Raw genomic sequence first — 24,428 nt, forward strand, 5'->3', positions numbered from 1 at the left:
AACCTTTCGCTTTCGGACGACATGCTCGTGGAAAGGCTCGGAGGTAAGAATCTTTAGTTGGCTAATCAATATAAGCCTGAAATACCCAGTCGTACAGAGTTGTTTGCGACATTTTAAATCGTGAAGACGATGGCGTTTATTGCCACGCCGTCTGGCGTAAAGCCTCTCCTGATATCATCGCGGCCGACATGGCGACATTGATGGAGCGTTGCCCCTCCATCATGGGAATGATCAGCCGTTCATCGGCTTTTTCGTGGACATGATCCGGCACGCCAGCACTCTCGCGGCCGAACAGCAGAATGTCGTCAGGGCGGTAGGTCACATCGACATAGGGCAGGGCTGCCTTGGTGGAGGCGAGAACCAGCCTGCGACCGGTGGAGGCACGCCATTCCTCGAAGCGTTCCCAATTGATGTGGCGGGTCAGCGATGCCGTGGTGAGGTAGTCCATGCCCGCGCGCTTCAGATTGCGGTCGGAAATATCGAACCCGGCTGGTTCGATGATGTCGACGCCGATGCCAAGGCATGCTGCCAGCCGCAGGATTGTGCCGGTGTTGCCGGGAATGTCCGGTTGATAGAGGGCGATCCTGATATCGGGCATGGTGATGTCTTTCTGGTCGGTATCGTCGGGCTTTATCACGGCAAGCAATATTGAAACAAGCAACGCGATACAAACCGAGGGCTGTTGTCGCGTCGACACACTCGCGTGTTAGGGAGCGTTTTGCGATACTTACGGTGGTTTGGTGCTGGTCAATGCTTATTTTTTAAGCTACAACGGCGCATCTTCAACACCAGCCACGGAGGTTCAGATGAATAAGCTCGTTTTATATCGCCTCCCGGCCATTGTAGTGGCCCTGCAGGCGTAGGTGTTTCTGGCGGTTCATCCGCTTTTTCATTTTAATTCGTCATGTGGCTGTTGCGGCCATATCCATGTTATTCCCGTGATGGCCATGGACGTTTTTTGTCCCCGTGCTGCTCTTTCGGGATCATTATGTCCGGAGCTTGGCCATGTTCGGCTGGTTTGAAAAACGTCTCGATCCATTTCCCGCATCCACGCCTGTCGTGCCGCCCAACAAGCTTTTGCCGTTCATGTGGCACTATGTCAAACCGGCGGCACCATGGTTGCTGCTGCTGGGCCTGATGTCCATGGGCATCGCGGTTGCCGAAGTGATGCTCTATCAGTTCCTTGGCAATATCGTGGACTGGCTGTCATCTGCAAACCGCGAGACGTTCCTTCAGGATGAAGGCTGGCATCTCGTCGTCATGGCGGCCATCGTGCTGGTGGCTCTGCCGTTGATGGGCTCCATCCACACCATGACGATGCACCAGACGCTGGCTGGAAACTTCGGCATGATTGCCCGCTGGCACATGCACCGCTTTCTGCTGCGCCATTCCATGACCTTTTTCGCCAACGAGTTTGCGGGCCGCGTTTCCACGAAGGTCATGCAGACTGCGCTGTCCATTCGCGAAGTGGCGCTGAAGATCATCGATGTGTTCGTTTATGCCATCAGCTTCGTTTTCTCGATGCTGTTCATGGTTGCGGCGGCGGATTGGCGACTGGTTATTCCGCTGGTGGTCTGGCTGTCCATTTATATCGCGATTCTGACCTATTTCGTCCCGAAACTCGGTCGCCTCGCCAGCGAGCAGGCGGATGCGCGTTCGTTGATGACAGGTCGTATCGTGGACAGTTACACCAACATCGCCACGATCAAGCTGTTTTCCCATGCGGGCCGTGAAGAGGTCTATGCACGTGAAGGCATGAATGTGTTTCTGAACACCGTTCACCGGCAGATGCGCAAGATTTCCGCCTTCAACATCGCCATTGATATCAACAATGCGCTGGTCATGTTCTCGACGACATCGCTTGGCCTTTATTTCTGGCTGACAGGGTCGGTTACGGTCGGTGCTCTGGCTGTGGCCATCGGCCTGTCCATGCGTGTCAACGGCATGTCGCAGTGGATCATGTGGGAAGTCACTTCGCTGTTTGAAAACATCGGCACGGTCTATGACGGCATGAGCATGATGACCAAACCACATGACATCGTCGATGAGGTTGACGCACCGGCTCTCTCTGCACCCAAGGGTGAAATCCACTTCGATGACATCCGCTTCCACTATGGAAAAAACAAGGGTGTTATCGAGGGACTGTCTCTCGATATCAAACCCGGTGAGAAGGTCGGTCTCGTCGGCCGTTCCGGTGCGGGCAAGACGACGCTGATGAACCTGCTCTTGCGGTTCTACGACCTGGAATCGGGCAAAATCCGCATCGACGGTCAGGATATTTCCACCGTTTCGCAGGATAGTCTGCGCTCGCTGATCGGCGTGGTGACACAGGATACGTCGCTGCTCCATCGTACCATCCGCGATAACATCGCCTACGGTCATCCGGGCGCGACGGACGAGGAGATCATCGCCGCGGCAAAGCGTGCCAATGCCTGGGACTTCATCGAAACGCTCGTGGACATGCATGGCCGCAAGGGGCTGGATGCTCAGGTCGGTGAGCGCGGCGTGAAGCTGTCCGGCGGCCAGCGCCAACGCATTTCCATCGCTCGCGTGTTCCTGAAAAACGCACCGATCCTCATTCTCGATGAGGCAACGTCTGCGCTGGACTCCGAGGTTGAGGCCGCCATTCAGGAAAACCTGTTTGCGCTGATGGAAGGCAAAACCGTCATCGCAATCGCCCACCGTCTTTCAACACTGACCGAGATGGATCGCCTGATCGTTCTCGACATGGGCAAGATCGTCGAGGCCGGGACACACACTGAACTGGTGGAACAGGGCGGTATCTATGCCGATCTGTGGCTACGCCAGTCCGGCGGGTTTATTGCGGATGAAGAACCCGAGATGAAGGCGGCAGGGGAGTAGGTTTCAGTCGCTCGTATTCCGTCACCCCGCACTTGATGCGGGGTCCAGTTCGATCAAGTCCTTGATCGATAAAGACTCTTTCGGGCCGCAGACGCGACGCTGCTGGGACCCGGCTCAAGGCCGGGGTGACGGAGGCTGTGGTCTTTGTCAGCGAGAGCATTTCTGGACGTTTCGCCTGCGACTATTACCAAAATATAATCTCACCGCCGCTTTGCCCGTCTCCTGATTCCGCTTATACCGAAATCATGGTCATCACCCGTATTTTTCGTTTTTTTGAGAACTGGATCAAGCCCTTCGACCGCAAGGACGATTTGAGGCCGCCGCAGGATACTTTCGCGTTTATCTGGTTCTACCTTTCGCAGGCAAAGACGCCTTTCTTCGCCATGCTTGTTCTGGGTGGCATGACGGCGGCTATCGAGGCGGCGTTGTTCTGGTTCGTCGGGCGGCTGGTGGATATTCTTGCTACTGTCAAGCCGGGTGAGGGCTGGGCGGGGCTGATTGCTGGCCACGGCTACGAACTATTGGGCATGCTGGTTCTGATCGCCGTCGTGCGGTTCCTCATCACCATGATAACGGCGCTGGTGGATCAGCAGGTCATTACGCCCGGTTTTTACAATCTCGTGCGCTGGCAGTCCTACATGCACGTGGCGCGGCAATCGCTGACCTTTTTCCAGAACGACTTTTCCGGACGTATCGTCACCAAGGTCTGGTCTGGCGGGCAGGCGGCGGGTGATCTTGTTACGTCGCTGATGGAAAGTGTGTGGTTCGTCGGCATTTATTCCGTATCGATGCTGTTTCTGATCGGTGGGCTGGACTGGCGTCTGGCCGTGGTGGTTCTGGTCTGGGTCGGCGTATTCTCACTGCTCGCGCGCTATTTCGTGCCGCGCATCAGGAAACATTCCCGTGAGACGGCAGAGGCCGCCTCCATGCTGTCTGGCCGCATGGTCGATGCCTATAGCAATATTCAGACGCTGCGGCTGTTCGGGCGTGACGATGCCAATGATCGTTATATGCGGCAGGGTTTCGATACGTTCCAGAGCACGACCATGATGTTCACGCGCTTCATAACAGGCGTGCGGGCATCGATGGCGCTGCTATCAGGCATCATGATCACATCCATGGCCGCTCTCTGCATCGATCTGTGGCTTTCCGGCAAGATCAGTTCCGGCGCGGTCGCCTTTACGCTGGCGCTGGTTCTGCGGCTGAATTTTCTGCTGGGCCGCCTGATGACACAGTTCAACGGCATCATGCGCAACTTCGGCACCGTGCAGAACGCTGCCGAGCTGATTTCGCAGCCGATCAATCTTGTGGACGTACCCGGCGCACCGGCGCTGGTCGTCTCCAAGCCCGGCATCCGCTACGAGGATGTCAGTTTTCATTATGGACGTGCCGAGGGTGTGATCGATCATCTGAGCCTCGATATTCAGCCTGGTGAAAAGGTTGGTATCGTCGGGCGTTCTGGCGCTGGTAAATCCACGCTCGTCAATCTGCTGTTGCGATTCTACGATGTCGAGAAGGGCCGTATTCTCATAGACGGTCAGGATATCGCCAAGGTCAGCCAGGAAACGTTGCGCGCGCACATCGGCATGGTCACGCAGGATACCTCGCTGCTGCATCGTTCCATCCGCGATAACATCATGTTCGGGCGTGTGGATGCCAATGAAGAGCAATTGCTCGCGGCTATCAAACGCGCCAAAGCCGATGACTTTATCGAGCGGCTCGAGGACCAGCGTGGACGACGAGGGTTGGATGCGCATGTGGGCGAGCGTGGGGTGAAACTGTCCGGCGGCCAACGCCAGCGCATCGCCATTGCCCGCGTAATGCTGAAAGACGCGCCTATCCTGGTTCTGGACGAGGCGACATCGGCGCTGGATTCTGAAGTCGAAGCTGCCATTCAGAGCAATCTGGATGAATTGATGCGCGGCAAGACGGTTCTGGCCATCGCGCACCGGTTATCCACGATCGCAGCGCTCGACCGCCTGATTATCATGGATGCCGGGCGGATCGTGGAGCAGGGTACGCATGGGCAGCTTATTGCCAGTGGCGGGCTCTATTCCGAGCTATGGACGCGGCAATCCGGCGGGTTTCTGTCCGCGGATGACGTCGCGCCGGTTTAAGGTGCCGCGATCACGAAATCGGCGACCAGCCCGTAATGGTTGGAACCGAGACTATCAGGCAGGCGCTCCAGCTTCATCAATACAGCCGGTTTTCTGGCAAAGATGTGGTCGATGGCAATGCCGAGTTGTTCCGCCTCAATGGGCCATGTGGCCGGTTCCCATGGTGCCTTCTTCAGGTCGGTCGCCAGCAGGAAGTCCTGCATATCAGGCGCAATGCTGGCAGAGTTGAAATCTCCGCCCAGGATGAGAGGCCCTGTAACAGATGAGAACGCTGACCGAATACGACCTAGCTCATTGCGGTGATATTCATCGAAATAGGGCTTTGCCAGATGTGCTGCTGCCAATGTCAGCGTCACGCCGTCAACGTCAATAGTTGCCATGGCAAACCGTTCGCGGCTGACGTAGCTCAGGCTGCCGATGCGCGCAGCTTCAAGCGGTCGTTTCGACAGGATCAGCAAATCGCAGGATTGTGTACCCTGGCCGCAACCGATTCTGTAGGGGTAGGTCTGGCTCAGACGGGGTAAGACGCTCGTCAGCGCGGCTGCCTCCATGACGTAAACTGCGTCTGCGTTCGAAGCCAGGAGCGTGTCGGCTATTGATTCGGCATTCCGCGAATTTTCCATCAGCACGTTGAAAGAGAGCAGACGGAAAGGTTTGGACCCTGTTGGCGCAAATGCGTCCGTTACGAACTCCCGGTGCATATAAAGAGCATGTGCGCACAGCATCATTGCCCACACCAGTAGCACGATAAAGATGCGCGAGCGCAGGACGATGAGGCACAATAATGCGACGAAGGCGGCCAGAACGGCAATGTGGAGCTGGAAGCTGTTGACGAATGCCAAGAGCCAAAAATCCGCTACATATCGGATACTTATAACGAAAAGCGCAAGAAAAAGTGCAGTCGCTGCGACGCAGGCGAGCCTAGCTTTCAAAATCAAAACCTCGTGTATCAGCTCTCCCTTCCTTTGATTATCACGCGCCAATCGGCTTCACAATGTTGCAGGATGGACAGCTCGGTTGGAAAAGGCAGAGAAAAATGGCCTGCAAGGCAGAATTACGGCAGCTTTGTGTGCTTTCCTCTTGCCAAGGTCCGGCATATTTTGCGATCAAGCAGAATAGGCGCGATTTATTGTCGCGCACTGACCCGGGACATGGGGGATTGAGTTTGTCCTGGATCAAAACAGAGCTGGAGGACTCATGCGACTTTCAACGAAATCAGCGCAGAGGATGGTGTAGCGGTGAGCGAGCACGTTAATGATCATGACGCTACGGGTGAGCCAACCCGTCGCGATTTTCTTTATCTGGTGACCGGTATGGCAGGTGTCGTCGGCGCAGGTGCCGCCGTCTGGCCTTTCATCGACCAGATGCGTCCCGACGCGTCCACGCTGGCGCTTGCCTCTATTGAGGTAAACGTGGCGAGTGTCGAGCCAGGCATGTCGCTTACCGTGAAGTGGCGCGGCAAGCCCATCTTCATCCGCAACCGCACACAAAAAGAAATCGATGAAGCAAACGCCGTTCAACTGACGGATCTGAAAGATCCGGTTGCGCGCAACGCCAACCTCGATGCCACAGCGCAGGCAACCGATGTTGACCGTTCTGCGGGTGCCGGCAAGGAAAACTGGATCGTCATGATCGGTTCCTGCACGCATCTGGGTTGTGTTCCGCTGGGTCAAGCCGGCGATTTCGGCGGGTGGTTCTGTCCCTGCCATGGCTCGCACTACGATACGGCGGGTCGCGTTCGCAAAGGTCCGGCGCCGGAAAACCTGCATATTCCGACCTTCGCATTCACATCCGATACCGTGATCAGAATCGGATAAGGGGACATTTGAAATGAGTGGTCATTCCAGTTACCAGCCCTCGACCGGTATCGAAAGATGGGTCGATTCTCGCCTGCCGCTGCCGCGCATGATTCATGACAGCTTCATATCCTATCCGGTACCGCGCAATCTGAACTACGCTTACACGTTCGGTGCGATGCTCGCCGTCATGCTGATCGTGCAGATTCTGACCGGTGTCGTGCTGGCCATGCACTATGCCGCTGAAACGACGGTTGCCTTCAACTCCGTCGAAAAGATCATGCGTGACGTCAACCACGGTTGGCTGTTGCGCTATATGCACGCCAACGGCGCATCGTTCTTCTTCATTGCCGTTTATCTCCACATTGCCCGTGGCCTCTACTACGGTTCCTACAAGGCACCGCGCGAAATCCTCTGGATTCTCGGCTGCGTCATCTTCCTTCTGATGATGGCAACCGGCTTCATGGGTTACGTTCTGCCCTGGGGCCAGATGTCGTTCTGGGGTGCTACGGTTATCACCGGCTTCTTCACGGCCTTTCCAGGCATCGGTGAGTGGATCCAGCAGTTCCTGCTCGGTGGCTTTGCCGTTGACCAGCCAACTCTGAACCGCTTCTTTGCGCTTCACTATCTTCTGCCCTTCATGATCGTGGGTGTCGTTATCCTCCACATCTGGGCGCTGCATGTCACAGGCCAGACGAACCCGACTGGCGTCGAAGTGAAGACCAAGACGGACACCGTTCCGTTCACGCCTTACGCAACGTTGAAGGATGCGCTTGGCGTTTCCGTCTTCCTGCTGTTCTACGCATATTTCGTATTCTACATGCCGAACTTCCTCGGTCACCCCGATAACTACATCATGGCCGACGCGTTGAAGACGCCTGCACACATCGTGCCGGAATGGTACTTCCTGCCGTTCTACGCCATGCTGCGCGCCATTACCTTCAATGTCGGCCCGATCGACTCGAAGCTTGGTGGCGTTCTGGTGATGTTCGGTGCCATCGTGGTGCTGTTTTTCCTGCCTTGGCTGGACACGTCGAAGGTTCGCTCCGCTGTCTACCGTCCATGGTACAAGATGTTCTTCGCGATCTTCGTGGTGAACTCCATCATGCTCGGCTGGCTGGGTTCGCGCCCTGCGGAAGGCCTCTACGTTGCCCTGTCGCAGCTCGGAACGGTCTACTACTTCGGCTTCTTCCTGATCATCATGCCGCTTCTCGGTCTGTTTGAAACGCCAAGGCGTATTCCAAATTCCATCACCGAGGCTGTTCTGGAAAAGAACGGCAAGGCCGCTGCAGCCCCTGCGGCTGCGGTGAAGATATGAGCGCGAGAGGGACGATTACAATGAAAAAGCTTGTAACGAGCATCGCGCTTATCGCTGTCATGGGTGGTTTCGGTTCTGCGGTTTCGGCGGCAGAGGAAGCCCATGATCTCAAGGCACAAACCGAACACGCAATTGCGGGCGGGCACTTCCCCATCCTCAAACCGCAAGAAGAAAAATGGTCTTTCGCAGGACCTTTCGGCAAATACGACAAGGGTCAGCTTCAGCGTGGATTGAAGATCTACAAGGAAGTCTGTTCCGCCTGCCATTCGATGAACCTGGTTTCCTTCCGTACGCTGGAAGGTCTGGGTTACTCGGAAGATCAGGTGAAGGCCTTTGCCGCCGAATATGAAGTGCAGGATGGCCCGAACGCCGACGGCGAGATGTTCACGCGCAAGGCTGTTCCGTCCGATCATTTCCCGTCGCCTTACCCCAATAAGGAAGCGGCTGCGGCATCCAATGGCGGCGCTGCTCCACCGGATATGTCGCTTCTGGCCAAAGCCCGCGGCGTCGAACGTGGTTTTCCGCAGTTCGTGTTCGACATGATCCCGTTTGTCGGCGGTTATCAGGAAGGTGGACCTGACTATATCCACGCCCTGCTGACCGGCTATCAGGATGCACCTGCTGGTATCGAAGTTGCCGAAGGTACGCACTTCAATCCACATTTCGGCAGCGCGATAGCACTCAAGATGGCGCCGCCGATCAGCAAGGATCAGGTGACCTACGATGATGGTACCCCGCAGACGCTGGACCAGTATTCGCAGGACGTCTCGGCGTTCCTGATGTGGGCCGCAGAGCCGCACCTGGAAGAACGCAAGCGTACCGGTTTCATGGTCATGGTGTTTCTTTTGATCTTCACCGGGCTGATCTACCTGACGAAAAAGTCCGTATATTCCAGAAAAGAACACTGATTGGTTCTATCAAAAGCCTGATACCAGCCCTCACGGTTCATCCGTGGGGGCTTTTTGTTGTTTGGAAGCAGGCTCCCGCCTTGCATGGATGGGCATTTTCTATTGGTGCGCCTCGTGTGAGTTGATAAGGTCGCCCGACGTTCAATTCATTCAGAAACCATCGGACATTCCATGACTGTTATTGCTTCGGAGCTTGCTGCTGCCATTCGCTCCATTCCCGATTATCCCAAGCCGGGGATCATCTTTCGCGACATCACCACGCTTCTCGGCAACCCACGGGCCTTTCGCCGTGCGGTGGACGAGTTGGTCCAGCCCTATGCGGGAACGAAGATCGACAAGATTGCGGGCATGGAAGCGCGCGGCTTTATCCTGGGCGGCGCTGTCGCACACCAACTTTCCGCCGGTTTCGTGCCAATCCGCAAGAAGGGCAAGCTACCGCACACCACCGTTCGCGTGGCTTACAGCCTTGAATATGGCGTGGACGAGATGGAGATGCATGTGGATGCCGTGCAGCCCGGTGAAAAAGTTATTCTGGTCGATGATCTGATCGCAACCGGCGGCACCGCAGAAGGTGCCGTGAAGTTGCTGCGCCAGATGGGTGCCGATATCGTTTCCGCCTGCTTCGTCATCGATCTGCCGGATCTGGGCGGTCGTAAGAAGCTGGAAGATCTCGGTGTGGAAGTGCGCACGCTGGTAGAATTTTCCGGGCACTGACCCAAAGGCCGACCGGTCACCCAAACTCAATGTATTGAGCCTATTGTGATGTCTTGCGAAGGCTCTTTAATCAACAGACGTCGGAGCCTTTATGAGCAATTTAAAAGATATCAGATCGAAAATTTTCCGATCGCTGTGGTATTTTTTAACCAGGCCAAAGCCGTGGGTAGAACCTTCGCTGCAAGGCCGTAAGGTTGTGGTGGTGGGTTCGGCTCCGCAGTCATCCATGCCTCTCGGCTTCGACCCGTCATATAGGACGATATCGGTCAACGGCTCGCAGATTGTCGCGAAAAAATGGGGTGTGGAAAAACCGGATATAACGTTGATGACGTTCAACCAGATTGAAGGCACCAACACCAACGCGAAAGAAGTTCGCCGAGTACTGGATGGCGAAAGCACCGGAAAGCTTTATCTACTGCTGTGGCAGCATAGCAAAAAGCGGCTTATGGCCGGCCTTACTCGCTTCAACTACAGATGTGACGACCTTTACATCGCTGGCCGCAATCGTCGCATTGCACTTGTCCATGCTATCACCGGCAAGGTTAATTTGGAGATCGAGCGTCAGGCAAAGTTTTCGAACGGCGTTATCGGTGTCATGCTGGCACTCCAGAGCGGAGCGGAGGCTGTGGTGATCGCCGGAATAAATCCAGCTTCGACGGGGCATATCTATAATGTCGAAAACCTGGTCAGAGGTCATAGCGGACCTGACCTCGCTGCATTGACGGACATGCGCAAAAAAGGCCTGCCGGTTTATACCGCTGATCCCGAAGTTGCCGAAGCGACCGGTCTGCCATTGTGGACTGGCAGCCGCTAAGCGGATTTTGGAAGTGCGATATACCGGCCAGTGTAGGCTTATTCGAATTCCAAAACACTGCTCTCGAAGGACACGACTGTTTCACCATTTTGATTGACCCCCTCATTGAGCGTCGTGTTCAAAAAGGTGCCTGGACGGGAGGCGAGGGGGCGGGAGGCGATCATGGTGGCAAAATATGTGATGTCATCGCCGGCATAGACCGGACGGTGCCATTTCATATTGCGGAAGCCGGGCGAAGGGCCGAGCTTTGGTGGTTGGACGCCTTCGGATATCAGGCGTTTAACTTCTCGCTCCCAATAGGCAAGAAAGCATTTCATCCATGAGGCGCTGGTCTGCCATCCAGAGGCGCAAAGCCCCTCGAAAACCGAATTTCGAGCCGCTTCCGCATCGAGATGAAAGGGTTGCGGATCAAATTTCTCCGCGTATCGAATGATGGATTCCGCCGAGAAATGGACGGTGCCGAGTTCGAGTTTCACGTCATCAGGATAAAGGTCGATGAACTTCATGATGCCGCACCATTTGTCGCTGTTGCCAGCATGGCGTTCAGTTCAGCCACGCAGACGGTTTCGCCGCGCTGGTTTTGCAGTTCGTGGCGCAGCTTGATCACACCCAATCCGGGCCTTGATTTCGACACGCGTTGCTCCACCACCGTCGATGTGCCGCTCAGTGTGTCGCCAGCAAGAACGGGTCTTTTCCATTCGACGTAATCGACCCCCAGTCCTGCTTGAGAAGGAGAATGGCTGATATAGCTGTCCACCGTCATGCGCATCAACATGCCACATGTGTGCCAGCCGGATGCGGCAAGACCACCCAGAATGCTGGCTTTTCCCGCCTCTTCGGACAGATGCATCGGCTGCGGATCGAATTCAGCTGCAAACTCGATGATCTCATCGGCCGTCACGGTCTTTGGTCCAAGCGGAAAGCTTCGACCGGGCGTGAAATCGTCAAAACTATATCTCACCGGCGAACTCCTCTTTCGCTGACATCTTCCAAAGCGTAACGCAACTCTACCTTTTACGTAAAGGTAATTTATTGGCGGCGTGACGAATGTTCGGGAGCTGAAATAAAAAGGCCCGCAACGAAGCGCGGGCCATTTCTTCTGATTGTCGTTGGTTCAGGTGTTGAAGCGGAAGTGGATGACGTCGCCATCATGGACGACATATTCCTTGCCTTCGTCACGGCCCTTGCCAGCTTCCTTCGCGCCAACTTCGCCCTTGAAAGCGACGTAGTCGTCATAGGCAATGGTGAAGGCGCGGATGAAGCCGCGTTCGAAATCGGTATGGATGACGCCAGCAGCACCCGGTGCCTTGGTACCGCGCACGATCGTCCAGGCGCGCGTTTCCTTAGGACCGACGGTGAAATAGGTGATGAGGTCGAGCAATTGGTAGCCTGCGCGGATCAGACGGTCGAGACCGGCTTCCTCGAGGCCGAGCGCCGAGAGGAATTCTTTCGATTCGTCTTCAGGCAGTTGCGCCACTTCGGACTCGATGGCTGCGGAGATGATCACGCATTCCGCACCTTGCGCCTTTGCCATTTCGGCCACGGCCTTGGTGTGCTCGTTGCCATCGACAGCATCGGCTTCAGCGACGTTGCAGACGTAAAGCACAGGATGTGAGGTCAGAAGGTTCAACCCCTTCAGCACTTCGATCTCGTCTTCTGCCAGTGTCTTCAACAGCAGACGGGCAGGCTTGCCGTCGTTCAAAAGCTTGATGACCGCTTCCATGACCGGCAATTGCGCCAGCGAATCCTTGTCCTTGGAAGACGCGCGCTTGCGGGTCTGCTCCACGCGGCGCTCAAGGCTTTCAAGGTCGGCCAGCATCAGTTCGGTTTCAATCGTATCAGCGTCGCCAACCGGATTGATGCGACCTTCGACGTGGGTGATGTCATCGTCCTCGAAGCAGCGCAGGACGTGAACGACGGCATCGACTTCGCGGATGTTGGCGAGGAACTTGTTGCCAAGGCCTTCACCCTTGGAAGCACCGCGCACCAGACCGGCAATATCCACGAAGGAGATGCGGGTGGGGATGATTTCCTTGGAGCCTGCAATATCGGCCAGCACCTTCATGCGTGGGTCCGGCACGGCCACTTCGCCCGTATTGGGTTCGATGGTGCAGAAAGGATAGTTTGCCGCCTGCGCAGCCGCTGTCTTGGTCAGCGCGTTGAAAAGTGTGGACTTGCCGACGTTCGGCAGACCAACGATACCACATTTGAAGCCCATGGCTTAAACCTGCCTCTGTCTAAAGAATTCCGTTAGCGAGCCTTTTGCGGAAAGGGCAGGGCAAGGTCAAGCCTTGATGCCGCAAACCATAAGGATTCCCTGTAAATGGAGCGGTTTATACTGTCGTCTGACCCACGCCGAACCAAGCCGAAATCAAAGACCAGCCGCCATAGATTATCGCCCCGCTGGTCATTATGGAAAGGACGGCAAGCACAAGGCCGGTCAACACCGCGAGATCATCTCGCTGCGCCAAGCCAAGCGCGATGGCCAGCACGGCAAGCCCTGGAAGCATGTTGCCGAAGGGAATAGGCAGCGCAATCAGCACAGCCATCAGAAAAATCACGACGCCAATGGAGACATGCCCCAGATATTTCGCCAGCACATGGCCTCGCGGGCGCAGCAACGCTTCCAGCTTCGCTAGACGCGGTGCTGCCTTGTCTGCCGTCAATTGAATAATCGACCGCGATACAGAAAGGCGACCAAGAAAACCGGGCAGCTTCAGAGTCCGCGAGCCGAAAATGATCTGGAGCGATAGGATGGCGAGCGCCGTACCGAAGATCATCCCCGCAGGAATACCCGGCGTCGGGATGATAGCGGGAATGGCAAAGACGACGAGCACGAAGGCAATTGCCTGATCGCCAAGCTTGTCCAGCAGGCCTTCCAAAGTGATCTTGTCGGGCAACCCATCCGGCAGGCGCTTCAATGAGGCGGCCATGGTCTCGTGCGGCGGGTCGTTGGTCATTGTTGCGGAGCCCGCGCTAGGACTGCATCAGTGGCTGAACGTATTTCGGTTGTGATCATATCAGGCAGATGGTGTTGCGACCGCAAGTTTCAAGTCTGTTACGCAACCGATCTGCTTATTATGCCGAGTCATTCCGATGAGGTCCGTCAAGCGTCAAAACGGCATAAGTCGGAGTTCTTTCAATCCTGCGCTTCGAATCTGAGACTTGAGGTCGGACTCCTGGCCATCATTAAATGCGCGTTTTGGCAGGGGAATGTAGAGATTCGGTCCGAAGAAGAGGGTGAGCATGGTTTGATCCTCGCTCCAGCCGCGGAAATTCACCCATTCATATCTCTGAAATCCATTTGAATGGCGAATGCTCAAGGCAGCATTGTCCCATTCAGTCGTGAGATCTAGCTTTGAAAATGGAGAGTTTCTGAAGTTTTTAATCGTCTTCTTTTTGCCGAGACGATTGAGTATATATATGACAATAATAATAGAAGGAATGATTGTCAGGTTCGTGATGAATAAGTCAAAACCATCTGAAGGACGGGATTGCCAGTTTACAAAAGCAATCAGTCCCAGAAAGAACAGAAAACATATCAGGTAATTTTTCTTTCCTTGGCGTCTGAAGTTATCCGTTGCCTTTGCAAACTCCTCTTCCGTCAGCCGGTAGCAGATTGGTTTCGGATCGCACATCTGCATTCCTCACATCAACAAAATAATCGAAGCATGTTTGGGTTGTGTATTCGGCAAGTTAAAGGCGAACGTTTGAAACAGATGTCGAGTTAATCCTTCTTGCCGAACATCCGCTTCAGCATGTCTGCCATCGGTCCCGTTTCCGGAAGCTTTTTGGGCTGGGCGGAATTGCGGGCTTGATGAATGTGCGACTTGGCGGTGGGTTTGGCGGGCTTTGCCTCTTTTTCTATTTCGCTTTTCACGCCGACTGCCAGCGCGAGCTTGTTCATGAGTTGGGAGTCTTCGCCCTTCACCAACATCGAGGCGTTGTCTGCAATGGCATCGATCAGCGGCTCGAGCCAGATTTTGTCGCTCTTGGCAAAATCGCCCAGCACATGGCCGTTCACGCGGTCCTTGTCTCCGGGGTGGCCGATACCGAGCCGTAGGCGGCGATAGTCTTTGCCGCAATGGGCGTCGATGGATTTGAGGCCGTTGTGGCCGCCATGTCCGCCGCCAATCTTGATACGGGCGCGTCCGGCGACGAGATCCAGTTCGTCATGGATGGCGATGATATCGGAGGTTTTTACCTTGTAGAAACGCATGGCCTCGCCAACGGATTCGCCGGAAAGGTTCATGAAGGTGAGCGGCTTCATAAGCAGCACTTTTTCCTCGGCAATCTCGCCTTCGGAAATTTCGGCCTTGAACTTTTTCGACCACGGCGAAAATGAGGGAAGGCGTTGCAGCGCATCGACGGCCATAAAGCCGATATTGTGTCGATTGCTTGCATATTGCGTGCCGGGGTTGCCAAGGCCTGCAATGATGATCATGGACGTTTCCGCTTGGTTCGATGAACGATTGTCCTTCACCACCGAAAAAACCGGCGAGTGTCAACTTTTTTGTCTCATATCTGGGCGTTAAGGCCGAATAACAAGGCCGTATTTTTCATAAATCCGGCGCTGGCTGCCATCTGCAATGAGGTCATCGAGTGCGTGTTGCATCTTGCTGATCAGCGCATTCGGAACGGACCTGTTGCAGGCCATTCCCAGAATTTGATGGCTTAAGGTGACAACCTCGACGAAATTGCCTGGTGGCATTGTCTTCAATGCGCTTTCCGACATCGGCATCAGGTCGATGCGGCCCGCCGTGAGTTTCGAAAGCGTTTTGTCGAAATCGGCGCTGAGATCGATGCGGGGAAATCCGAGAGATCTCAAAATCGCTTCGGTGTAATCGGTTCGCTGTGTTCCGATCGTATAGGCCTTTGCATCGTCCAGGGTCTTGATGTCCATGTGCGTCCCGCTGCGTGCAACAAGGACGTTCCTGTCGGTGTGAATGGGGGAAACCCATTTGAACTGATTTTCGCGCCCCGGTGTCCGTGCGGCTGCGACGACGCAATGCATGGGTTTGGTCTCAGCCAGCGCCAAGGCCCTTGCCCAGGGCAATATCGTCGCTTCGTAATCAATGTCCGTACGTTGGAATATGATCTTCAGTTGATCCATATAGACGCCGCTTGGTTGCCCGTCGGTGTCGCGGAAATTATAGGGGGGATATTCTTCGGTTGAAATAAAAAGTCGTTCTGCCGACACGGGCAGAGCGACCAAGAAAATCATCAATGCCAGTAGAGTTCGCCACATTGATGTTCATCCTCCCAGATGACGTTATGTCCCGACCTTTGCGATGGTTTGTTCGCTATGCTGCTCGAAAATGGCGATGTGCGCGCTGATCGGCTGCGGTTTTGCGAACAGATATCCCTGTCCGCAATCGACGCCGATGTCCTTGAGCATCGCTTCCTGCTCACGTGTTTCAATGCCTTCGGCAATCACTATACAGTTCATCTTGTGGGAAATCGCGCTGATTCCCTCCACAAGCATACGGCTTCTGTGGCTGATTTCAGCCACCTCGTCGCATATGGAACGTGTGAAGGATTGGTCGATCTTGACGATATCGATGGGGAAGCGGTTCAGGTAGCTGAGCGATGAATAGCCGGTGCCGAAGTCATCGAGCGCGATACGGCATCCCAGTTCGCGGATGGCGCTGAGGACTGCGCGAATCTGCGGGTCGTCGTGCATCAGCACGGCCTCGGTGATTTCGACCACCAGCCGGCTCGGGACGATGCCGTGGCGGTACAGCAGGCCAGCGATGCGCGTGGGAAGGCCAGGCTCGAACTGAAGGGCGGAGAAGTTTACCGCGACGTAGGCGTTCTCCAGCCCCGGCAGTTCCGAGAGGGTCGCGAGGTTGCGGATGGCGTGGTCCAGAATAGCGTTACCGATACGCTGGATCGTGCCGTTTTCTTCCGCGACACTGATAATGGCTGCAGGCGAGAGAATACCCTTGCGCGGATGGTTGAGCCGCATCAGGGCTTCGAAACCGACCGTCTCGCCATTTGTCAGGTTCAGGATCGGCTGAAAGTGAGCCTCCAGCCAGTTTCCTTCCAGTGCGTGCTCGATATCCTGTTCGATTTCCGCCCGCTCTCTTGCTTCGTTCATGATGGCGGGATCGAACATCTGCGCACCGTTCTTGCCTGCACGTTTTCTGCTGTACATGGCCAGATCGGAGTTCTGGAGAAGTTCGGAAGCGGTCTTTGCGTGTGTCGGGTAGAGTGCCAGGCCGATGCTTGCGCTCAGTCGCACACTGTGGCCGACTGCATCGAAAGGCTTGTCGAAAATCGCACAGATTTCATCGCAGATTTCGCTGGCACGGCTTTCCGTTTTCGGTCCTGCCAGCAGAATGGCAAACTCGTCCCCACCAAGACGCGAGGCGCTGTCCAGCGGTGTCAGCAAGCCTTTCAGCCGCTCGACAAAGGTCTTGAGTACGGCATCTCCGGCAGCATGCCCCATATTGTCGTTGATGATCTTGAACCGGTCCAGGTCGATGAAAAGACAGGCAAGCTCGGTGCGGTTTTCGTCCGCTTCCAGGATTTTCTCGTCAAGAATGGCTTCGAAACCCTGACGGTTGAAGAGACCGGTCAGGTGATCCGAGATCGCTTGCATCCGGTTGCGCTGCTCGGAACGACGCAGTTCCGTCACGTCGGTCATAACGCTCAGACCTTCCGAACGGTGATGAGCGTCGTCCAGGCTCAAGGACTTTTCTGCGATGAGCACGTCCATCAGTCGCCCATCGCTACACTGGAAACGAACCGTCAGGTCCGAGGTGCCAGCTACACCATCGCCTGTGGCTTCATTGTGTTTGCGCAGGACAAAGCGCGCGCGGTCCTCTGGCGTAATCAGGTCGGCAAAGCCATGACCGAGAATATCGTCGCGATTATAACCGGTCGCCTCGACCCAATAGTCGCTGACGGCGGCTATGCGGTCTGCTGGGTCGAGCGAGAAAAGCATCGCCGGGGTATGGTTGTAAATCTCGGTGGTGCGCCGGTGCGCCTTCTTGATTTCCTGCTCTTCGCGATCCAGCTGAATCTGCATCTCGTTGAAGCTCTTCGCCAGTCGCCCCATCTCGTCCGTGGATCGCCAGTCGACATGGTGGCGCGAGCCGAGCCGACGCGTCGCCTCGATGGCAGCGGTCAGCCTCAGCAAAGGCTTCATGATCATCAACCGGTTGCCGATTATGGCGGCGGCGAAAATGGTGAGGATGGCCAGAATGAAGATCGAGATGAAGGCAAGCTCGATATTGCTCAATGAGGTGAAGAGGCCGACATTCTGGAAAAATACGGTGATGGACCCGACCTTGGTGTCTCCATCCAGGTTCTTGTAGGTAATGTCGCGCGTGATGGACGATGTATCGTCCGACATGTTCCAGCCCGCCGTCTGGGTGATGTCCAGATGGCCAAACGTATCGCGCACCTTCACCATGTAAACGGCGGGGTCGGTGACGAGTGTTCCGGTTATCTGATTGATGCTGTCGTCATCGAGATCCCACAAAGGGCGGCCGAGTGCCTGCGAGTTGGCCACGAGCAGGATTTCGAGGCGATCTTTCTGATTGGCAACGGATTCGTGGTAGGAAAGCATCAGCAGGATGGAGAAGAGCGGAGCAACCAGTGCCAGAAGGGCACCTGAAACGATCGCGATAAAGCGGCTTTCTACGGAGTGGGTCATCTGCAGCTACTATCGTCCCTTGCCTCTAAACCCTTGCCGCGTCAATTTCCCAGCCCACGCGATAAAAAGTCCCGTCCTCAAATACGTACGATATTCAGATTGTTAGAGGAGCAGATCAGTGCCCCGCTACGTGCTAATATCGAAGTCCTAAACCTAAAGTTTTGACTTATCGTTTCCGGGAATGATTAATCGTTGCTAAACAAGCGAGTTAAGTTTTTTATCTGTCTGCCAGGGACAAAAGCGGCATAAAAAATGCCCCGCATCTTGCGATGCGAGGCACTGATAAAGAACATGGAACCGAATTATTATTCGGCCTTGCCTTCTTCTTCGGTTTCGACTGCTTCCTGAACGTCGTCAACGATCGCGACCGTTGGTGGCACGATGGTTGCAATGGTGAAGTCGCGGTCGGTGATGACTGGAGCAACGTTCTTTGGCAGCTTGACCTGCGAAATGTGAACGCTGTCGCCGATCGTCAGACCGTCGAGATCGACAGTGATGAATTCGGGAATGTCGTTTGCCGGTACGTGGGCTTCAACAGTGTGACGAACGATGTTGAGTACGCCACCCTTCTTGATGTCCGACTTGTCTTCGTTGATGAAGTGAACCGGGATTTCAACCGTAACCTGCGAGTTGCCGGATACGCGCAGGAAGTCTACGTGCACCATGAAATCGCGGACCGGGTCGCGCTGGTAGTCCTTTGGCAGAACCTTGTAGTTCTTGCCATCGACATTGATCGTTGCGATCGTTGTCATGAAGCCGCCAGCCTGGACGCGCTTCGTGACTTCGTTGGTCGAAATCGCGATAGAAATTGGGGCTTGCTTGTCACCATAGATGACAGCAGGAATCAAACCGTTGCGACGTAGTTCACGAGAGGACCCCTTACCAACTCGTTCGCGCGCTTCGGCCTTGAGCTCATAAGTCTCTTTGCTCATGGCATAATCCTTTTAGGTTGTCTGGAGAGTTCATTCCGACATGTCGGATTGAACTGGAGAAGACTTCAAAAAAGCCGTCTCGCCCGCGTTGCCTCCAAGGGTGTCTACACGGATGCGGGCGCTATAGTATAAAGAGGGGGCAAAGGCAAGGGTAACAGGGGATCTCGCATCAATCTCTTGCTCTCGCGTCTGGATTTCAACAAGGCTTCAGCTCCGCTATCGGGAGGCGAGTATTTTAATTTTTGCTTATCTATGTCGGTAAACCCGAAAAAAACGGGATCACCATTATAGTCTGAAACAATTCAACAGACCCGTGATCTCGATGTATCAAATTCTGACCTGCCTGGCCGTAGACCATGACATTCGCTATACTCTAGCGGCCGTCACCATTTGTGTGATGGGCAGCTTTCTGACCATGCGTCTATTTGCCCGCTCCCGCCAGTCGACATCTATTCAGCGCGCAAACTGGCTGTTTCTTGCGGGCATGATCGGCGGCACAACGATCTGGACCACCCATTTCGTGGCTATGCTGGGTTACCAGGCACCTGGCAGTGTCGGATTTCTTCCAGGGTTCACCGGTCTGTCTTTCATCATTTCAGTTGTTGCGACGACCGCGGGACTCGCCATCGCCACCTATGGCGGAAATACGCCGCTTGCAGAAGGTGGAGGCCTTGTTGTCGGGCTGGGCATCGCCTGCATGCATTATACCGGCATGGCTGCCTATACTGTTCAAGGTTCACTGGTCTGGGATCCGGTCTACGTGATTGCATCGATGGTACTTGGCGGCATGTTCGGAATGCTGGCAACCAACCGCGTCGTTCGACCCGTGAACTGGTTTTGCAAATATAGCGGCATGACGTTTCTGGTGCTGGCCATTGCCTCGACCCATTACACGGCGATGGCAGCATTTTCGGTGTCGTTCGAACCGGCAATGACGATAGCCCCGTCTCTGGTTTCGCCCAGCCTCATGGGTGGTAGCGCTATCATCATCACCTTCGTCCTCCTTGCCTTCGGGCTTTCGACCTATGTCATCGATTCTGAAACCAGCTTGCAGGCCGTTGCGCGGTATCGCCATCTATCTCTGCATGACGCGTTGACTGGCATTCCCAATCGGGCGGCATTTCAGGAGCATTTGCAGGCGCTTTTGAAGCGCAGCAACGATCCGACTGCGCGCATCGCCCTGTTGTCTTTCGATCTCAACCGTTTCAAGGAAATCAACGACGTTCACGGCCATGGGGCAGGGGACGCCGTGCTGCGCTCGCTGGCAGACCGTATGAGCTCCATTCTACGGCCGGGAGAATTCGTCGCCCGTGTGGGTGGCGATGAGTTCGCCGCGGTGTTGCCCCGTTATTACGCTCGCGCCGACGGTCTGGAATTCGCCAACCGCCTTTTGGCAGAGGTCATCAAGCCCATCGAGTGGAATGAAACGGTTTTATCGGTCGGCGCAAGTATCGGCATCGCGGTTGGGAATTCCAGCACGAAAAATGCCGATGCCCTGATCTCGCAGGCCGATGTCGCGATGTATCGCGCCAAGAGCGATGTGACCGGCACCATCTGCTTCTACGACAAATCGATGGACGAAGCCGCACGTGCCCGCAACGCTCTGGCTGTCAGCATGCGTTCCGGGCTGGCGAAAGGAGCTTTCGAGCTCTACTTCCAGCAGCAGAACGATACGACCAGCGGTGCCATCGTCGGTTTCGAGGTGCTGCTACGCTGGAACCATCCAGAGCGCGGCATGATCTCGCCCGCCGAATTCATTCCCATCGCAGAGCAGACCGGCTTTATCATCGAGATGGGTGAATGGGTGTTGCGCGAGGCGTGTCTGCATGCGGTGCGTTGGAGAAACCCGTTGACCATCGCCGTCAACGTCGCGCCCTTGCAGCTTTCGGATTCCGACTTCGTCAAGAAGGTTCAGCGTATCCTCAACGAGAGCGGGCTGGAGCCGAGACGGCTGGAACTGGAAATCACCGAAAGCGGCATCATTGCCGACCATAGGCATGCGCTGGTGACGATACGCCGGTTGAAATCGTTGGGCGTGCGCATCGCGATGGATGACTACGGCACGGGTTACTCGTCGCTATCGACGTTGCAGAGCTTCCCGTTCGACAAGATCAAGATCGACCGTGGTTTCGTGGAGGGGCTGGCAACCAACCTGCAGTCGCAGGCCATCGTCCGCTCCACCCTGATCCTTGCCAACAGCCTTAACATTCCAGTTTTGGCCGAGGGTGTGGAGACCCAGGCACATCTGGAGTTTTTGCGCAGGGAAGGGTGTCAGCACGTTCAGGGCTATTATTACGGACGTCCGGGGCCGGCCATCACCATCGACTCGATCGTCAATTGGATGTCCGATGCCGACAGGCTGAGCGAAGGCAGTGCCCTGCCGTTGGCAAGCTAGGCCTGATCTCGGCCAATAACGCTTTTTTTCATTGAAAGAGAGACACATCAGGCGCACCATCCCGGCAAAAATCGGGAGGAGCATATGTCTGTCAGCACCGCTCACGCGGACCATGTGTACCAGAGCGCCAACCAGCCCTCGGCTGCGGCCAGTTCGCCTATCATTGCATCCTGGCGGCGCTGCATGACCATGCATCATCTTGCCCCGGAAAAGGGCAGCGAGCCGATTTTTCTTGATGATACCGAGTTTCGCAGAGCGCGGGAGATCTCTGCCGGACTGATTGCCGAAAGCGCCGACGAGCTTGACCGTATTTTTCTGTCGGTCGGCAAAGCGGGTTGCTGCCTGCTGTTGACGGATGCCGATGGGGTCGCGCTGGAACGCCGCGGTGCTGCGACCGATGACCGGGACTTTCGCCAACTGGGCCTCTGGTCGGGTGCTGTCTGGAGCGAAGCGAGTGTCGGCACGAACGGCATCGGCACCGCCCTTGCCGACGAGCGCTCCGTGACCATCTACCGCGACCAGCATTTTTTCTCGTCCAACATCAGCCTCTGCTGCACCACAGCTCCCATTCGTGACCATATGGGCCAAGTCACAGGCGCGCTGGATATTTCCACCTGCCGCGATGACGTCAACGAACTGACCTTCTCGATGTTGACGCAGGCCGTGCGGGATGCGGCGCAGCGCATCGAGGGCAATCTGTTCCGTCGGGCTTTCCCCGGCGCGCGTATCCTCATGCTGCCATCCGGCAACTCCACCTCGCTGTCTCTGCTGGCGGTCGATCAGGATGATATCATTCTCGGCGCAACGCGGGCGGCGCGGCTGGCTCTGCACCTGGATGATACGCGGCTGGCGATCGGCGTTCCCGCATCTGACGCCTTGCGGGAAGACCGGCATGATAAGGGCGCAGAACTTGCCGATGCCGAGCGGGCAGCGCTGCGCCGGGTCTTATCCCGCGCCAAAGGCAATATCACACAGGCCGCCGCCCTGCTGGGTATCAGCCGCGCCACGCTTCACCGCAAGATGAAGAAGCTGTCGGTTCACTAGAAAAGCCTTTTTTCCTCATTCCTGTGCTTGTCACAGGAATCCAGCCAGACCAAGTCTTTGGGCTGAAAGGGGTCTTCTCAGCCGCGACGACTGGATTCCTGTGACAAGCACAGGAATGAGGGGGGAATGATAATCCCGAAAGGTTTGGTGCCACTGTGACATACATTCACAGATTGCGCTGTCGCAGATGTGAAACACTGTGCAGTGCGGAATATAGCGCCGCCTCTTTGCTTTGCTGAAATCTACGCCCACCTTCCTGTCACGCGATCAGATACGGGTCGCATTTCATCAGGGAGGATGAACTCATGAACATTCAGGTCCAGCACAAGGCCGGTGAAACACCCTTCAAGCTTAAATATGGCAACTACATCGGTGGCCAATGGGTGGAGCCGAAATCCGGTCGCTATATGGATAACCCGTCTCCGGTGACAGGCCAGAAGATTTGCGAAGTCCCACGTTCGGACGCCAGCGATATCGAGTTTGCTCTCGATGCCGCCCACAAGGCACGCGCAGCCTGGGGCCAGACCAGCGCCACGGAACGCTCCAATATCCTTCTGAAAATCGCCCAGCGCATTGAGGATAATCTCGAGCTCATCGCGCGCGCCGAGACATGGGATAATGGCAAGCCGTTGCGTGAAACTACCAACGCCGACATTCCGTTGGCGATCGATCACTTCCGCTATTTCGCCGGTTGTATTCGTGCACAGGAAGGCTCCATCGGTCAGATCGACAATGACACGGTTGCCTATCATTTCCATGAGCCGCTAGGTGTCGTCGGGCAGATCATTCCGTGGAACTTCCCCATCCTGATGGCGACCTGGAAGCTTGCTCCAGCACTTGCTGCCGGTAACTGTGTGGTGCTGAAGCCCGCGGAGCAGACGCCAGCGTCCATTCTGCTGGTCATGGAACTGATCGAGGACCTGTTGCCGCCCGGCGTCGTCAACGTCGTCAACGGCCTTGGCCTTGAAGCTGGCAAGCCGCTGGCGCAAAGCAACCGCATCGCCAAGATTGCCTTTACCGGCTCGACCTCCGTCGGCAAGGAAATCATGCGCTATGCTGCCGACAACGTCACCAACATCACGCTGGAACTGGGCGGCAAGTCGCCGAACATCTTCTTTGCGGATGTGATGAACGAGGATGACGCTTTCCTCGACAAGGCGCTTGAGGGCTTTGCGATGTTCGCGCTCAATCAGGGCGAGGTATGCACATGCCCATCCCGCGCTTTGGTGCATGAATCCATCTATGACCGCTTCATGGAAAAAGCCATCAAGCGTGTGGAAGCCATCAGCCAGGATGACCCGCTGAACGCTTCGACTATGATCGGCGCTCAGGCCTCGCAAGAGCAGTTCGACAAGATCATGAGCTATCTTGAAATCGGCAAAAAGGAAGGCGCGAAAGTGCTGACCGGCGGCGACAAGAAATCGCTTTCCGGCAATCTGAAAGACGGCTTCTACATCCAGCCGACGGTGTTTGAAGGCAACAACAAGATGCGCGTGTTCCAGGAGGAGATCTTCGGGCCGGTTGTGTCCGTCACGACCTTCAAGACCGTGGAAGAGGCCATCGAAATCGCCAATGACACGGTTTACGGCCTTGGTGCCGGTGTCTGGAGCCGTGATACCAACCTTGCCTACCGCGCAGGGCGCGGCATCGAGGCTGGTCGTGTGTGGACCAACTGCTACCATGCCTATCCAGCCGGTGCCGCCTTCGGTGGTTACAAGCAGTCGGGCATCGGTCGCGAAACGCACAAGATGATGCTGGACCACTATCAGCAGACCAAAAACCTGCTGGTGTCCTACAGCCCGAACAAGCTCGGCTTCTTCTGATCCAATCCGTTCGTTGTTCGCATCAATAAACAAAAAAGCCGG

The 24,428-nt window shown here is 55.7% G+C and carries 21 protein-coding genes; 10 read left to right on the forward strand and 11 right to left on the reverse strand.

Annotation, left to right across the window (positions count from 1 at the left end):
• Window positions 1-136 precede the first annotated feature (136 nt).
• Window positions 137-598, reverse strand: a complete 462-nt coding sequence (locus CPJ18_RS05450; RefSeq protein WP_103657393.1) for a tRNA (cytidine(34)-2'-O)-methyltransferase — start codon at window positions 596-598, stop codon at window positions 137-139.
• A gap of 407 nt (window positions 599-1,005) precedes the next feature.
• On the opposite strand from CPJ18_RS05450, the gene CPJ18_RS05455 reads away from it, so the two are divergent.
• Window positions 1,006-2,862, forward strand: coding sequence for an ABC transporter ATP-binding protein (locus CPJ18_RS05455; RefSeq protein ID WP_103657293.1), 1,857 nt, complete (start codon window positions 1,006-1,008; stop codon window positions 2,860-2,862).
• Between the two features lie 245 nt (window positions 2,863-3,107).
• Window positions 3,108-4,979, forward strand: a complete 1,872-nt coding sequence (locus CPJ18_RS05460) for an ABC transporter ATP-binding protein (RefSeq protein ID WP_103657294.1) — start codon at window positions 3,108-3,110, stop codon at window positions 4,977-4,979.
• Here the strand turns inward: CPJ18_RS05460 and CPJ18_RS05465 are convergent.
• A complete protein-coding gene (locus tag CPJ18_RS05465; protein WP_245445334.1) occupies window positions 4,976-5,821 on the reverse strand; it encodes an endonuclease/exonuclease/phosphatase family protein in 846 nt (281 codons plus the stop codon). The two genes, CPJ18_RS05460 and CPJ18_RS05465, sit on opposite strands and share 4 nt — an antisense overlap.
• Before the next feature lie 396 nt (window positions 5,822-6,217).
• On the opposite strand from CPJ18_RS05465, the gene petA reads away from it, so the two are divergent.
• The 5 genes from petA (at window position 6,218) to CPJ18_RS05490 (ending at window position 10,529) form a co-directional block, all read left to right on the forward strand.
• Entirely contained in the window at window positions 6,218-6,796 is a 579-nt protein-coding gene (gene petA, locus CPJ18_RS05470; RefSeq protein ID WP_077106287.1) for a ubiquinol-cytochrome c reductase iron-sulfur subunit, read from the forward strand.
• A 13-nt stretch (window positions 6,797-6,809) separates the two neighbouring features.
• On the forward strand, window positions 6,810-8,093 hold the full coding sequence (locus tag CPJ18_RS05475; RefSeq protein ID WP_077106286.1) for a cytochrome b: 1,284 nt from the start codon (window positions 6,810-6,812) through the stop codon (window positions 8,091-8,093).
• 20 nt (window positions 8,094-8,113) lie between these two features.
• On the forward strand, window positions 8,114-9,001 hold the full coding sequence (locus CPJ18_RS05480) for a cytochrome c1 (protein WP_103657296.1): 888 nt from the start codon (window positions 8,114-8,116) through the stop codon (window positions 8,999-9,001).
• Window positions 9,002-9,172: 171 nt separating this feature from the next.
• Window positions 9,173-9,715 carry an adenine phosphoribosyltransferase gene (locus CPJ18_RS05485; protein ID WP_077106284.1) on the forward strand — a complete coding sequence of 181 codons (543 nt, stop codon included), beginning with the start codon at window positions 9,173-9,175 and terminating at the stop codon, window positions 9,713-9,715.
• Window positions 9,716-9,806: 91 nt separating this feature from the next.
• Window positions 9,807-10,529 (forward strand): membrane-anchored protein, encoded by a 723-nt coding sequence (locus CPJ18_RS05490; protein ID WP_103657297.1) that lies wholly within the window; start codon window positions 9,807-9,809, stop codon window positions 10,527-10,529.
• 38 nt (window positions 10,530-10,567) lie between these two features.
• On the opposite strand, the gene CPJ18_RS05495 is transcribed toward CPJ18_RS05490, so the two are convergent.
• The 9 genes from CPJ18_RS05495 to CPJ18_RS05535 form a co-directional block, all read right to left on the reverse strand.
• Complete coding sequence (locus CPJ18_RS05495) at window positions 10,568-11,035, reverse strand: MaoC family dehydratase (RefSeq protein ID WP_103657298.1); 468 nt, start codon at window positions 11,033-11,035, stop codon at window positions 10,568-10,570.
• Window positions 11,032-11,490, reverse strand: a complete 459-nt coding sequence (locus CPJ18_RS05500; RefSeq protein ID WP_103657299.1) for a MaoC family dehydratase — start codon at window positions 11,488-11,490, stop codon at window positions 11,032-11,034. The genes CPJ18_RS05495 and CPJ18_RS05500 overlap by 4 nt, the downstream gene beginning before the upstream one ends.
• Window positions 11,491-11,643: 153 nt before the next feature.
• A complete protein-coding gene (ychF, locus tag CPJ18_RS05505; protein ID WP_077117668.1) occupies window positions 11,644-12,747 on the reverse strand; it encodes a redox-regulated ATPase YchF in 1,104 nt (367 codons plus the stop codon).
• Between the two features lie 115 nt (window positions 12,748-12,862).
• Entirely contained in the window at window positions 12,863-13,489 is a 627-nt protein-coding gene (locus tag CPJ18_RS05510; RefSeq protein WP_103584430.1) for an exopolysaccharide biosynthesis protein, read from the reverse strand.
• A gap of 153 nt (window positions 13,490-13,642) precedes the next feature.
• Window positions 13,643-14,167 carry a YcxB family protein gene (locus CPJ18_RS05515; protein ID WP_167397839.1) on the reverse strand — a complete coding sequence of 175 codons (525 nt, stop codon included), beginning with the start codon at window positions 14,165-14,167 and terminating at the stop codon, window positions 13,643-13,645.
• 89 nt (window positions 14,168-14,256) lie between these two features.
• The gene (gene pth / locus CPJ18_RS05520) at window positions 14,257-14,973 is read right to left on the reverse strand and encodes an aminoacyl-tRNA hydrolase (RefSeq protein ID WP_103657394.1); all 717 of its coding nucleotides are present in this window, start codon (window positions 14,971-14,973) and stop codon (window positions 14,257-14,259) included.
• An 87-nt stretch (window positions 14,974-15,060) separates the two neighbouring features.
• A complete protein-coding gene (locus tag CPJ18_RS05525) occupies window positions 15,061-15,777 on the reverse strand; it encodes a substrate-binding periplasmic protein (RefSeq protein ID WP_103657301.1) in 717 nt (238 codons plus the stop codon).
• 24 nt (window positions 15,778-15,801) lie between these two features.
• Entirely contained in the window at window positions 15,802-18,192 is a 2,391-nt protein-coding gene (locus CPJ18_RS05530; protein WP_103657302.1) for an EAL domain-containing protein, read from the reverse strand.
• 305 nt (window positions 18,193-18,497) lie between these two features.
• Window positions 18,498-19,124: a 50S ribosomal protein L25/general stress protein Ctc gene (locus CPJ18_RS05535; protein ID WP_077117658.1), complete on the reverse strand. Its 627-nt coding sequence runs from the start codon at window positions 19,122-19,124 to the stop codon at window positions 18,498-18,500.
• A gap of 322 nt (window positions 19,125-19,446) precedes the next feature.
• Between CPJ18_RS05535 and CPJ18_RS05540 the strand changes: the two genes are divergently transcribed.
• The 3 genes from CPJ18_RS05540 (at window position 19,447) to adh (ending at window position 24,386) form a co-directional block, all read left to right on the forward strand.
• Window positions 19,447-21,519 carry a putative bifunctional diguanylate cyclase/phosphodiesterase gene (locus CPJ18_RS05540; protein ID WP_103657303.1) on the forward strand — a complete coding sequence of 691 codons (2,073 nt, stop codon included), beginning with the start codon at window positions 19,447-19,449 and terminating at the stop codon, window positions 21,517-21,519.
• A gap of 84 nt (window positions 21,520-21,603) precedes the next feature.
• Entirely contained in the window at window positions 21,604-22,563 is a 960-nt protein-coding gene (locus CPJ18_RS05545; protein WP_103657304.1) for a helix-turn-helix domain-containing protein, read from the forward strand.
• A gap of 305 nt (window positions 22,564-22,868) precedes the next feature.
• Window positions 22,869-24,386 (forward strand): aldehyde dehydrogenase, encoded by a 1,518-nt coding sequence (gene adh, locus CPJ18_RS05550; protein ID WP_103657305.1) that lies wholly within the window; start codon window positions 22,869-22,871, stop codon window positions 24,384-24,386.
• Window positions 24,387-24,428 lie beyond the last annotated feature (42 nt).

The sequence above is a fragment of the Agrobacterium rosae genome, from assembly GCF_002915175.1.
GTDB classification, from domain to species: domain Bacteria; phylum Pseudomonadota; class Alphaproteobacteria; order Rhizobiales; family Rhizobiaceae; genus Agrobacterium; species Agrobacterium rosae.